Annotated in this window: 10 protein-coding genes; 7 read left to right on the top strand and 3 right to left on the bottom strand. The window is 73.3% G+C overall.

Annotated features, from left to right (window positions below):
• Positions 1 to 58: 58 nt before the first annotated feature.
• Positions 59 to 745 (bottom strand): spermidine synthase family protein, encoded by a 687-nt coding sequence (locus tag ACZ7DE_RS00780; protein WP_470756474.1) that lies wholly within the window; start codon positions 743 to 745, stop codon positions 59 to 61.
• A gap of 218 nt (positions 746 to 963) precedes the next feature.
• Here ACZ7DE_RS00780 and ACZ7DE_RS00775 point away from each other — a divergent pair, with 218 nt between their 5' ends.
• Positions 964 to 1695, top strand: a complete 732-nt coding sequence (locus ACZ7DE_RS00775) for a rhomboid-like protein (protein ID WP_470756472.1) — start codon at positions 964 to 966, stop codon at positions 1693 to 1695.
• 14 nt (positions 1696 to 1709) lie between these two features.
• Here the strand turns inward: ACZ7DE_RS00775 and ACZ7DE_RS00770 are convergent, their stop codons facing one another.
• Positions 1710 to 2729, bottom strand: coding sequence for a DUF5954 family protein (locus ACZ7DE_RS00770; protein ID WP_470756470.1), 1020 nt, complete (start codon positions 2727 to 2729; stop codon positions 1710 to 1712).
• Positions 2730 to 3082: 353 nt separating this feature from the next.
• Here ACZ7DE_RS00770 and lon point away from each other — a divergent pair, with 353 nt between their 5' ends.
• The gene (gene lon, locus ACZ7DE_RS00765; RefSeq protein WP_470756468.1) at positions 3083 to 5497 is read left to right on the top strand and encodes an endopeptidase La; all 2415 of its coding nucleotides are present in this window, start codon (positions 3083 to 3085) and stop codon (positions 5495 to 5497) included.
• A 154-nt stretch (positions 5498 to 5651) separates the two neighbouring features.
• A complete protein-coding gene (locus ACZ7DE_RS00760; RefSeq protein WP_470756466.1) occupies positions 5652 to 6161 on the top strand; it encodes a MarR family winged helix-turn-helix transcriptional regulator in 510 nt (169 codons plus the stop codon).
• 486 nt (positions 6162 to 6647) lie between these two features.
• Here ACZ7DE_RS00760 and ACZ7DE_RS00755 read toward each other — a convergent pair whose 3' ends face one another.
• Positions 6648 to 7439: a hypothetical protein gene (locus tag ACZ7DE_RS00755; RefSeq protein WP_470756464.1), complete on the bottom strand. Its 792-nt coding sequence runs from the start codon at positions 7437 to 7439 to the stop codon at positions 6648 to 6650.
• A gap of 369 nt (positions 7440 to 7808) precedes the next feature.
• On the opposite strand from ACZ7DE_RS00755, the gene ACZ7DE_RS00750 reads away from it, so the two are divergent.
• Genes ACZ7DE_RS00750 through ACZ7DE_RS00735 form a run of 4 tightly spaced genes read left to right on the top strand, consistent with a single transcriptional unit; the run spans position 7809 to position 12145 of the window.
• The gene (locus ACZ7DE_RS00750; protein ID WP_470756462.1) at positions 7809 to 10592 is read left to right on the top strand and encodes a sensor histidine kinase; all 2784 of its coding nucleotides are present in this window, start codon (positions 7809 to 7811) and stop codon (positions 10590 to 10592) included.
• Complete coding sequence (locus tag ACZ7DE_RS00745; protein WP_470756460.1) at positions 10589 to 11092, top strand: roadblock/LC7 domain-containing protein; 504 nt, start codon at positions 10589 to 10591, stop codon at positions 11090 to 11092. The genes ACZ7DE_RS00750 and ACZ7DE_RS00745 overlap by 4 nt, the downstream gene beginning before the upstream one ends.
• Positions 11089 to 11520 carry a DUF742 domain-containing protein gene (locus ACZ7DE_RS00740; protein WP_470756458.1) on the top strand — a complete coding sequence of 144 codons (432 nt, stop codon included), beginning with the start codon at positions 11089 to 11091 and terminating at the stop codon, positions 11518 to 11520. The genes ACZ7DE_RS00745 and ACZ7DE_RS00740 overlap by 4 nt, the downstream gene beginning before the upstream one ends.
• Positions 11501 to 12145, top strand: coding sequence for a GTP-binding protein (locus ACZ7DE_RS00735; protein WP_470756457.1), 645 nt, complete (start codon positions 11501 to 11503; stop codon positions 12143 to 12145). Before ACZ7DE_RS00740 ends, ACZ7DE_RS00735 begins: the two co-directional genes overlap by 20 nt.
• Positions 12146 to 12148 lie beyond the last annotated feature (3 nt).

Raw genomic sequence — 12148 nt, 5'->3', positions numbered from 1 at the left:
TTGACGCGTAAATGATCGGCGTCAGGGATGCAGCGTACGGGGAGTCACCACGGCTTTGCTATCCAGGTCGGACGGCGAGATGTACGACGTCGGGCACGCCTCGGGCAACGGGGATCTCTTCGGTACGCACCCGTTGGAACCCGGCATTCCCCAAGGTTCCCTCGAATTCCGGAGAGGGTCGGGCGGACCACACCGCCAGCACTCCGCCGGGTCTCAACACCCGTGCGCAGCGCGCGAGTCCGGCCGTGGAATAGAGGCTGTCGTTGCCCTCGGTGACGGTCCAGCCGGGTCCGTTGTCGATGTCGAGGCATACCGCGTCAAACGTGTCGCATGTCTCATTGACGTAGTCGAGCAGATCCGTTTCGACGATCTTCGTCCGGGGATCGGCCAGCGCCGGGCCGGAGACGGCGGCCAGCGGACCGTCGAGGTGCCAGTCGACGACGGCGCGCTCGCGCTCCACGACGGTGACGGCGTCCCAGCGGGGATCGGCGGCGGCGTGCGCGAGTGAGAAGCCGACGCCCAGACCGCCGATCAGCAGCGCGGGGGAGGGCCGGCCGTCCAGGGCGTCCCGTGCCGCGTCGACCAGCAGCCGTTCCGAGCGGCCGTCCGAGGTGTCCATCAGGAAGCAGCCGTTGGCGATGATCTGGAGCAGTTCCCCGTGCCGGCGCAGGACGACCTCGCCGTACGGGCCCTCGCGACGGTCCAGGACCTCCGGTGCGTCGGAGATGTCGTAGGGGAGGGGCATCGGGCCATCCTGGCACTGTGCGGGCCCCGTGGTGAGGGAATTTCCATGAGTGGCGCATGAGGTTGACGCACGTCTTGTCGGGAACGGGTTCGAGACGGGTGTGAACCAGCCGGGGAAAGTCTCGGAACTTCCTGTGAATCGGCCTCGGCGTGGCGCCGGTCACAGACAGCGCACGGGGACGCCGCGAAGGGTGGGGGAAACGGAAGGAGCGCCTCACAGTGGAACGCACGGCCGCCCCCACGAGCCCGCCCCTGCCCGACGCCGCCGGGCTGCCCGACGCCGCCGGGCTGCTGGACGGCATCCCGGGCCAGCGCGTTCCGCTGCGCGAGCCGCCGCCCGCCGGGACGAGCCCATGCCCGCGCCGCCGCTTCCCCGTCCCGTTCACCCTCGGCTATGCGGCCGTCCTCGCCGTCACCTCGTACGTCGCCGCGCACGTCGACCCCGCTGTCGTGTACGCCCTGCACCAGGGCTCCAGCACCGACGTCGCGCATCTGCTCCGTACCCCGGTGCTGGTCCTGGCGGCCAGCGCGCTGTGGGTGGCGGGCGGCTTGGCCTCGCCCTTCACGATCGGCTTCCTGGTCGTCCTCGTCGCACTGGAACGGCGTCTCGGCGGCGTCCGCACGGCCGTCGTCTTCCTGCTCGGGCACGTCCTCGCCACCCTCGCGACCGAGGTTCCGGTCGGCCTGGCGGTGCTGGTGGGCCGGCTGCCCGACAGCTCGCTGCACCGTCTCGACTACGGCATCAGCTTCGGCGTCGCCGCATGCGTCGGCGCCCTGGCGGGGCTGCTCAGGCCCTGGCTGCGCTGGCCCCTGCTGGCGGCGTTCGGCGGGATGCTGGTGCAGGACCTGCTCGCCTTCACCGACCCCATGACGAACTGGGGGCACCTGATCGCGCTGGCGACAGGAGTCGCCGTCTGGCCGTGGATCCGCCGCTGGGCGGCCCGGACCTGACACGACCTCGGCGGTCAGTCGTCGTACTGGACCGTGCCGTTGTCGCGCAGCGTCGGGTGGAGCTTCATCGGGCCGTACTCGTCGAGGTCCGACGGGCGGGGCGGTTCCGGGCCGTCCGGGCCCAGCCGGACCATCCGCTCGACGCGGCAGATCCGGAAGAGGCGGCCCTCCACGCTCGCCTCGTCGGCCCGCCCGGCCGCCCGGAACGCCTCGGCGGCCCGCGTGTACAGAGCCTTCCTGCCCTCGTCGAAGCGGTACAGCATGGCCCAGACGCGTGCCATCCCCTCGTACAGCGAGCGGCGTGCCTCGTGCGGGGTGGCCGCCAGGGAGCCGCACGGGGTCCAGCCCGAGTCGTCGCGTTCGGCCACCGAGAAACCGACCGGCAGACGAACCACGTCCGGGTGCGTCCCGGCCGCCCGCGCGGAGTCCGCGCGCACGTCGGCGGGGAAGCGGGCGCCCGTGTACGTGAAGTCGCGCAGGCCCAGCCGCAGGGCGCCCGCCATGGGGCCCTCGTCCCGGTCGGGGTCGAGCGCGAAGCCCACGTCGGGGGACGGGACGGCGCTCTGGTGCTCCCACGACGGGTCGGGGGCCTCCGGGTCGGTGGGCCGGGGCGGCTCCAGACCGTCGTCGCCGGTACGGGCGAACTCGTCGCCGCGCACCACCCGGTAGCGGACGCCCAGCGCCTCCACCTCGTCGGCCGGGGCCCGCTCCAGCACCGCGACGGCCGCCAGCAGGTCGCGCCGGGCGGCCGGACCGCCGGCGCCGTCCTTCGCCTTGAACCACAGGTGCGAGTTGAGCCCGTCGCGGGCCTGCTGGGGCATGGAGTCCACCACCGGCTTCAGCAGCCGCCAGCACGGCTCGGCGGCCGCCGGATCCAGCGCGGCGATGCCGAAGACGGGCCCGCGCAGCGCGATGTGCGGATAGCGCCGGGAGGCCTCGACGGCGTCCGCCTCCATCACCCAGGCGACGGGGTCGTCACGGCGGACCAGCTCCGCGTGGAGGGCGTCCAGACGTCGCTTCCAGTCATCGGTCATACGCGCATTGTGGTCGGGTCGGAGGGCGGTTCGGGGCGAATGCCGCGAGTGCGCGGGGTACGGGCAGGGGGCGTGAGGGGCGTGCCCCGTCGTGCGGCGGCGAGGGGCGCGCCCTCTCGCCGCCGCACGTCTCCCCGTGCGTCCCCCGTGAGCCCCGTGCCGGTATCCGGCGGCGGACGCGCCGGACGGGCACCCCGTGCCGCGCCCGCCCCGCCTCCTCCGCCACTCGCCTCCGGGCCGCCGCGGCAGGCGGTCTTGATCGCCCACAGCGAACGGGCGGCAGCACGGGGAACATTCGAAGGCGCCCATGCATTGAGTCGGCATAGCTCAACTTGACTGCCGAAGGGGAGATCATGGCTTCGACGTCCGCACCGCTCACCTTGCCCGTGTTGCCTCTCGATGACGAGGTCGTGCTCCCCGGCATGGTGGTTCCGCTGGACCTCAACGACACCGACGTACGCGCCGCGGTGGAGGCCGCGCAGGCCGCCGCCCGCTCGGAACCGGGCAAGCCCCGCGTGCTGCTGGTGCCGCGCATCGACGGGACGTACGCGGGCACCGGTGTGCTCGGCACCGTCGAACAGGTCGGCCGGCTGGCCGACGGCGACCCGGGCGCGCTCATCCGCGGCCGCGGCCGCGTGAAGATCGGCGCCGGCACCACCGGCCCCGGCGCCGCGCTGTGGGTCGAGGGGACCACGGTCGAGCAGACCGTCCCCGAACCGCTGCCCGGGCACGTCGCCGAACTCGTCAAGGAGTACAAGGCGCTCGCCACCGCCTGGCTGCGCAGGCGCGGCGCCTGGCAGGTCGTCGACCGCGTCCAGGCCATCGACGACGTCTCCGCGCTCGCCGACAACTCCGGCTACTCGCCGTTCCTCACCACCGAACAGAAGGTGGAGCTCCTGGAGACCGCCGACCCGGTGGCCCGTCTGAAGCTCGCCACCCAGCAACTGCGCGACCACCTGGCCGAGCAGGACGTGGCCGAGACCATCGCCAAGGACGTCCAGGAGGGCGTCGACAAGCAGCAGCGCGAGTTCCTGCTGCGCCGGCAGCTGGAAGCCGTCCGCAAGGAGCTGCGCGAGCTCAACGGCGAGCAGGAGGGCGAGGAGTCCGACGACTACCGCGCCCGCGTGGAGGCCGCCGACCTGCCCGAGAAGGTCCGCGAGGCCGCCCTCAAGGAGGTCGACAAGCTGGAACGCTCCAGCGACCAGTCGCCCGAGGGCTCGTGGATCCGCACCTGGCTGGACACCGTCCTCGAACTGCCGTGGAACGAACGGACCGAGGACCGCTACGACATCCAGGGCGCCAAGACGGTCCTCGACGCCGAGCACGCGGGCCTCGACGACGTGAAGGAGCGCATCACCGAGTACCTGGCCGTGCGCAAGCGCCGCAGCGAGCGAGGCCTGGGCGTGGTCGGCGGGCGGCGCGGCGGCGCCGTGCTCGCCCTGGTGGGCCCGCCCGGTGTCGGAAAGACCAGTCTGGGAGAGAGCGTCGCCCACGCGATGGGCCGCAAGTTCGTCCGCGTCGCCCTCGGCGGCGTGCGCGACGAGGCCGAGATCCGCGGCCACCGCCGCACGTACGTCGGCGCGCTGCCCGGCCGGATCGTGCGGGCGATCAAGGAGGCCGGGTCGATGAACCCGGTGGTCCTGCTCGACGAGATCGACAAGGTGGGCTCGGACTTCCGCGGCGACCCGGCGGCCGCCCTGCTGGAGGTCCTGGACCCGGCGCAGAACCACACCTTCCGCGACCACTACCTGGAGGTAGAGCTCGACCTGTCGGACGTGGTCTTCCTGGCCACCGCCAACGTGCTCGAAGCCATCCCGGAGGCCCTGCTCGACCGCATGGAGCTGGTCCGCCTCGACGGCTACACCGAGGACGAGAAGGTCGTCATCGCCCGCGACCACCTGCTCCCGCGCCAGCTGGAGCGCGCGGGCCTGGCGGCGGACGAGGTCGCCCTCGACGAGAGCGCGCTGCGCAAGCTCGCCGGCGAGTACACCCGCGAGGCGGGTGTGCGCACCCTGGAGCGGTCCATCGCGCGGCTGCTGCGCAAGGTCGCGGCCCAGCACGAGCTGGGCGAGCGGGAACTGCCGTTCACCGTCCGCGACGAGGATCTGCGCGCTCTGATCGGCCGGCCGCACCACGTGCCCGAGTCCGCCCAGGACCCCGCCGAGCGCCGGACCGCGGTGCCCGGCGTCGCGACCGGCCTCGCGGTCACCGGCGCGGGCGGCGACGTCCTGTACGTCGAGGCCTCGCTGGCCGACCCGGAGACGGGCGCGGCGGGCCTGACCCTGACCGGTCAGCTCGGCGACGTGATGAAGGAGTCGGCGCAGATCGCGCTCAGCTTCCTGCGCAGCCACGGAGCCGAACTGGAACTGCCGGTGGGCGACCTGAAGGACCGGGGCGTGCACATCCACTTCCCGGCGGGCGCGGTCCCCAAGGACGGCCCGAGCGCCGGCGTCACCATGACGACCGCGCTGGCGTCCCTGCTGTCGGGCCGGCTCGTCCGCACGGACGTGGCCATGACCGGCGAGGTCTCCCTGACCGGCCGGGTCCTGCCCATCGGCGGAGTGAAGCAGAAGCTGCTCGCCGCGCACCGGGCGGGGGTCACCACCGTGATCATCCCCAAGCGCAACGAGCCCGACCTGGACGACGTCCCGGCGGAGGTGCTGGACGGGCTCGACGTCCACGCCGTCACGGACGTCCGCCAGGTCCTGGAGCTGGCGCTCGCGCCCGCCGCGAACGGCGCGACGCCGGAGGTTCCCGTGGCGGCGTGACGGACGCCGCGGGCGGCGCGGCCCGGGTCCCGTGAGGGAGGCCCGGGCCTTCGCCGTTCCGACCCGGCCCCCTGGGAGGCGCCGCCGGTCCGCGCCTGGGAAATACTTAAGAGCTGCGCGCCGACGGCGGCGACCGGTGAGATCAGGGGTGCACGTGCACGAGGACACGAACGACGACGGACGTGGGGGCGGGTCCGGCACGTCGTCGCGCGGTGAGCGCGGTGTGGAGCAGGGCGACCGGGAGTTCCTCTCCCTGGAACGGGAGCTCACGGTGCTGCTGCGCCGCGCCCGCGCCAACCAGGGCGAGATGGCCCGCGAGGTCCATCCGGACCTGGAGTCAGCCGCCTACGGGCTCCTCGTCAGGCTGGAGGAGTGCGGCCGCCAGCGCGCCACGGAGCTCGCCGCCTACATCGGCGTCGGCAAGGCCACCATGTCCCGCCAGCTGCGCGCCCTGGAACAGCTCGGCCTGGTCGCGCGCGCCCCGGACCCGGCCGACGGCCGCGCCTGGCTGGTCGACCTCACGGAGGAGGGCCGCACCCGCGTGAGCAGGGTCCGCGAGGCCCGCCGCGAGCGGTACGTCAGCCACTTCTCCCACTGGGACCGCGCCGAGGTCGCGGAGCTGGCGCGGCTGCTGCAGCAGCTGAACCGGGGCATGGAGAAGTAACCCCGCCGCACCCGCGCCACCCCCGGGCGGCCCCCACAGACCAACGCCCACGGCGTCCCAGCCACGCGCCCACGGCCTCGTTGTCGCAGCCGCAGGCGCGCGCCCACGGCCAGGGCGTCGCAGCCGCGCGCCCACGGCCCACGGCTCAGAGCTGCACGTGCACGGCCATGGAGGCAGAGCCCGCGCCCACGGCCAGGGCGTTCCAGCCGCGCGCCCACGGCCCCGGCGTCGCAGCCACAGGCCCGCGCCCACGGCGTCGGAGCTGCACGCGAACGGCCCACAGCGTCGCAGCCGCAGGCGCACGGCCGTGGCGGCAGAGCCCGCGCCCACGGCCACGGGGTCGCAGCCGCACGCCCACCGCCACCGCGTCCCGGCCACAGGCGCGCGCCCACGGGGTCGCAGCCACAGGCGCGCGCCCACGGCCACCGCGCCCCAGCCGTACGCCCACGCCCGCCGCGTCCCGGCCGCAGGCGCACGGCCATGGCGTCACAGCTGTACGTGTACCGCCGTCGCGTCGTCGTGGGTTTTCGCGCGGCCCAGCAGGGGGCGACCGGCCGCGTCGTCCGCCCGTTCCAGCTCCCGCACCCGCTCCACCAGCCTTCCCGGCCCCTCCTCGCGGAGGAGGGCGAACAGGTCGGTCCAGTCGCCCTCGCGGAAGAGCTCCGCCCAGCGGGCGGCCCCGTCCGACAGGGCGGCCAGCGAGCGGACCCGGGCGCGCGGCACGGCGCCGGTCACCGCGCGGGCGGCCACCGAGGGGTCGGCGGCGGCCGTGAAGAACCCGCCCTCCTTGTTGCGCAGCGTGCCGTCCACGACGTCGGCGCTCCGCAGCAGAGCGCGCGGCAGCCGGGCCAGCCGGTCGTCGTGGACGGGGATGACCCCGCCGTCCGGCGAGGCCAACAGCAGCGTCGCGTCGCACAGGACCAGGTACTCGACGCTCTCCGGCGACCAGCGCGCCAGGACCACGGTTGCCTGCGGGGTACGTGGGTGAGAAAGGTCACAGGTTTCCGCGTGGGCCGCGGCGGTACGTGCGATGGCGAGGGCAAGTGCCTCGTCCAGCGGGACATCCGTGAGGGAAACGGTCAGTTCGGTCAGGGCGCCGCCCAGCCGTGCCGTGAACCAGGGGACCGAATGCAGACAGCCCGCGCCGCCCTGCGGCGGAGTCACCCCGTCCAGCAGGACGAGCGAACCGCCCTGTCCGGAGGCGGGAAGTCCGACACTCGCGAAGTCCTCGTTGGGCCGGTCCCGGTCGCCGCCGTCCGACACAAGTTCCGTGCGCATTCGGCCAGTCTGCACGACCCCTTCACAGCCTTCGCAAAAGGCTGGCATCACTCCCCGAACGGGCGCACCGCCGCAGGTCAGACGCCTGGTTTGGGCGGTAATGAAGCACTCCGGGAAGGCGTGGCGGCGAATACTGCCAAAGCCCGCCGCCCACGTCCAACCGGCCTGCCGCGCAAGGCCGCTGCACACGCCAGGGGAACTTGCCCGCCAACTCTTCTCCGATGTTCACTCCTTCGGGTGGCGGGGCAAGCGATGCGCGGCCCCCGCACACCGGCACTGGGAGGGTCGGGAACCGTACCGGACGTACACGCCAGTTGACGGCGCGTCATATCCGGCCCATGGGTACACGAGTCAGGAATGCGAGCACCGGTGCAGAAGACGCGGCCTCGGCGTACAGGCAGGCAGACGGCCTCCGAGGGGGGCGCGGAGCGCACCCCTGTCGGCAAGGGCCGTCCCACCCACGTACGCAACCGGCTGATCGTCGCGGTGGCCGTGGTGGCCGCCGCCGTCGCCGGAGCCGGCGCCCCCTCGATCCTGGCCGCCTCCGGTGAGTTGAAGGACTCCCAGGACCTGGTCACCCTGGCCGAGCAGACCCAGGACGCCCTCGCCCTCGCCCAGTCCCTGGCGGACGAACGCGACGAGGTCACCACCTACGTGGCGGCAGGCCGCGTCAAGTCCAGGGCGCCCTCCGCCCAGGGCAGCGCACGGGTGGACCGTCAGGCGCGCGAGCTGATCACCGAGACCGAGGTCTCCGCGGAGCTGCGCAAGGCCCTCGGCGCGGTCCCGACCGTGCGGCAGTCGGCCCTCACCGGCAAGAGCACGGCGCTCCAGGCGCACGAGGACTACTCCGACGTCATCGCCGCCCTCCACGTCCTCGTGGACCGGCTGGCCGAGCAGATGCCGCCGCGCGCCGGATCCGGCGCCTATGCCCTCGCCGAGCTCGACACCGCCGTCCAGCAGGCCTCCGCGACCCGGGGACTGCTGCTCGCGGCGCTGAACGTGCCGACCAGCACCGAGAGCTCCTACGACCCGGTCACCGGCCGGTCGAGCACCGAGAAGGTCTCCTCCGACGCCGACACCAAGCAGCGCGACGCCCTCACCGCCGCCGCGCAGCAGGCCCGTCTGCGCTCCGACGCGGCCCTCGCCGACTTCCGCGAGGGCGCGCCCCAGGAGACGGTGGCCTCGTACGACTCCACGGTCACCGGCGGCGATGTCGACGCCGCAGAGGCGGCCCTCGCGTCCCTCACCGACCAGCCGGAACTGAGCGGCCGCGAACTGGACACCAGCGTCAAGAAACTGGACGCCGCGCTCTCCGCGCGCGTCGACCTGATGCGCGGCGCGGAGTCGTCCCTGTACGGCCACCGCACTCAGGACCTCGCGCAGTTGCGCGACGACGACGTCACCGGGCTGGAGATCCGCGTCGCCGTTCTCGGCGCGCTGATGCTGCTCGCCGTCGCCGTGGCCGCGGGCATGGCGCGCAGCCTCACCCGGCCGCTGTCCGTGCTGCGCCGGGGATCTGCGCGGCTGGCCCAGTCCGAGAACCCGGCGGCCGAGGAGCCGGTCGCGTTCACCGGCCGCAACGACGAGTTCGCCCAGGTCGTCCGCTCCGTCAACGCCCTGCACCAGCACGCCGTCGCCCTCCACGAGCGCGTCGCCACCCTGGAGTCCGACCGCAAGCACCTCGTCGGCCAGCGCCAGCGGATGGCCGACGCCCGCGAGGAACTGCGCGCCGAACTCGCCGACTCGGCCGCCCGGCTGGACGGTCTGCGGGACAGCATCAGCGGCACCTTCGTCAGCCTCGCCCTGCGCACCCTCGGACTGGTCGAGCGTCAACTCGCCGTCATCGAGGGCCTGGAGGAGCGCGAGCAGGACCCCGACCGGCTGGCCACGCTCTTCAAGCTCGACCACTTCGCCACGGTCATGCGCCGGCACAGCGAGAACCTGCTGGTCCTGGCCGGCACGGAACACGTCCAGCAGCACGCGGGCCCGATCCCGCTGGTCGACGTGGTCCGCGCGGCGGTCAGCGAGATCGAGCGCTACGAGCGGGTGCGCATCTCGGCGCTGCCCCCGCACGCGCACGTGGCGGGCTTCGCCGCCGACGACCTCTCCCACCTGCTGGCCGAACTCATGGAGAACGCCACCGCGTTCTCCCCGCCGGACCTGCCCGTCGAGGTCTCCGGCTGGCTCCTGGAGAACGGCGAGGTCATGCTCTCCGTCCAGGACGAGGGCATCGGGGTCCCGGACGACCGGCTGGGCCGCCTCAACGCCCGCCTCGCCGAGTTCGACCCCGAGACGCCGTACGACCAGGAGGGCGAGGAAGGGCTCGGCCTCGGCCTGTACGTGGTGGCCCGGCTCGCCCACCGGCACGGGGTGCGGGTCCGGTTGCGGGAGCAGAAGCAGGGCGGGGTGGCCGCCGTCGTCGTCCTGCCGACCCAGCTCCTCGCCGCGGCCCCGGCCGCCGCGGTCCCCCCGACGGCCCCGGCCTCCGCCGCCGCCCACGCCTTCACCCTGCCCGGCGCCGACGCTGAGGCCAACTCCAACGTCCTGCCGGGCCGTTCCTCGTCCACGGATCCGCTGGTCGCGCTCGCCGAGAAGGCGGTACGGCAGGCGAAGAGCCCGGCGGAGTCGCCCGCCGAGACGACCATGGAACTCCTGCTGCCGGACCCCGAAGGGGAGAGCGGCGCCGCACCGGACGAGCACGCCCACGCCTCCCCGGCCGCCGACGGCGGGGACGCGCCCCCGGACCCGCCCGCGTCCGGCGACGAGGCCGCCGCGGACGAAGCCGAGGCGGAACACGAACGCACCCCCGACGCCCCGGAGGAACCCCTCACCGACAAGGGCCTCCCGAAGCGAACCCCCAAGATCACCGCACCCGCCCAAGCTCCGCGCCAGCGGACCGGTTCCGTCGACGCGGACGCCCTCCGCCGCCGTCTGGGCGGTTTCCGCCGGGGGGCGGAGGCCGGCTACCGCGAGGTGGAGGCGGAGATCTCCGAGAAGACGGGCCAGAACCGGGTCCCATCCCCGGAAGCGGAACGGGCCGCGGCACGAACCGCGGCACGCAACACAGCACCGAACGCACGCGAAGCAGCTCAAGAAGTACACGCACACGCCGAAGATGACACGGGGGGCACAGTCGAGGAGGCAAGCAGTTGACCGCGCCCAGTACCTTCGGACTGAGCAGTGAAGCCCGTAACCTGCACTGGCTGTTGACCAATCTGGTCGACGAAGTGCCCGGCATCCAGTCCGTCGCCGTCGTGTCCTCGGACGGCCTGCTCCTGCTCTCCTCGGACCCGGGCCGCAACGACGAGGCGCGCCAGGCCCGCGAGACCAAACCCGCCGGCCCACGAGGCTCCTCCGCCGACCTCGCCACGATCGTCTCCGGCATCGGCAGCCTCACCATCGGGGCCGCCAAGCTGATGGCGTTCGGCGGGGTGAAGCACACCATGATCGCGATGGACGAGGGAAGCCTCTTCGTCATGTCGATCAGCGACGGCTCGCTCCTCGGCGTGCACGGCTCCGCCGACTGCGACATGAGCGTGGTGGCCTACCACATGGCGCTCTTTGTGGGCCGCGCCGGCCACGTCCTGACCCCCGAACTGCGCAGCGAGCTGAGGCAGTCGCTGGAGTCGGCGACGACGGGGAGCCTGCGATGAGCGCCGTCCCGCAGCAGCCGCAGCGCGGCAGGCAGCAGCTCCCCGTCCGCGGCGGCGACCGCAAACCGGCCCGGGTGCGCCCCTACTCGCTCACCGGCGGCCGCACCCGCTTCGGGCACGTCCTCCTCGTCGAGACGTTCGTGGCGGCCCTCGAGGCCCCCGAGGAGCGCAGGGAACTGACCAACGGCTCGCTCAAGTCCACGGTCATGCCCGAGCTGCGCGCCATCGTCGAACTGTGCCGCCGCATGCGCACGGTGGCCGAGATCGCCGCGCTGCTGAGGATGCCGCTCGGCGTGGTCCGGGTGCTCCTCAGCGACCTCGCGGACCAGGGAAAGATCCGTGTGTACGGCACCGGTACCGCTCACGGTACGGGCCGTCCCGACCGCGCTCTGCTGGAAAGGGTGCTGAGTGGACTCCGTCGTCTCTGACGCCGCCTCCTCCTTTGGCGTCACCCCCCTCGTCGAACCCGACGAGCCCCTGCAGCCCTGGCAGACGGACCGCACCCGGGCCCCCATAGCCACCAAGATCGTGGTGGCGGGCGGCTTCGGGGCCGGCAAGACCACCCTCGTCGGCACCGTCTCGGAGATCGAGCCCCTCCAGACGGAGGCGCTGATGACCGAGGCGAGCGAGGAGACCGACGACCTCACCGGCACGCCCGAGAAGACCACCACCACGGTGGCCATGGACTACGGCCGTCTCACCCTCGACGACGACCTGGTCCTCTACCTGTTCGGCACGCCGGGCCAGCAGCGGTTCTGGTTCATGTGGGACGACCTGGTGCGCGGCGCGATCGGCGCCGTCGTGCTGGCCGACACCCGCCGGCTGAAGGACTGCTTCCCCGCCCTCGACTACTTCGAGAGCTGCGGACTGCCGTACGTCGTCGCCGTCAACCACTTCGACGGCAGCGAGCTGTTCGAGCCGGAGGACGTGCGGGAGGCGCTGACCATCCCCGCGCACATACCTGTCATGATCATGGATGCGCGGCGCCGGATCTCGGTGATCGAGACCCTCCTGGCCCTGGTGGGCCACGCGCTCGACGAAACCCCCGAGTAAGGC

This window comes from Streptomyces sp. NPDC037083 (genome assembly GCF_055606485.1).
The sequence above is the reverse complement of the archived record's forward strand: the minus strand, read 5'-3'. Positions and strand labels throughout refer to the sequence as shown.

Excerpts from the sequence above, each read along its gene's own strand:
- ACZ7DE_RS00780 (WP_470756474.1), bottom strand. The coding sequence starts at position 745 with ATGCCCCTCCCCTACGACATCTCCGACGCACCGGAGGTCCTGGACCGT.
- ACZ7DE_RS00770 (WP_470756470.1), bottom strand. The coding sequence starts at position 2,729 with ATGACCGATGACTGGAAGCGACGTCTGGACGCCCTCCACGCGGAGCTG.
- lon (WP_470756468.1), top strand. The coding sequence starts at position 3,083 with ATGGCTTCGACGTCCGCACCGCTCACCTTGCCCGTGTTGCCTCTCGAT.
- ACZ7DE_RS00755 (WP_470756464.1), bottom strand. The coding sequence starts at position 7,439 with ATGCGCACGGAACTTGTGTCGGACGGCGGCGACCGGGACCGGCCCAAC.
- ACZ7DE_RS00740 (WP_470756458.1), top strand. The coding sequence starts at position 11,089 with ATGAGCGCCGTCCCGCAGCAGCCGCAGCGCGGCAGGCAGCAGCTCCCC.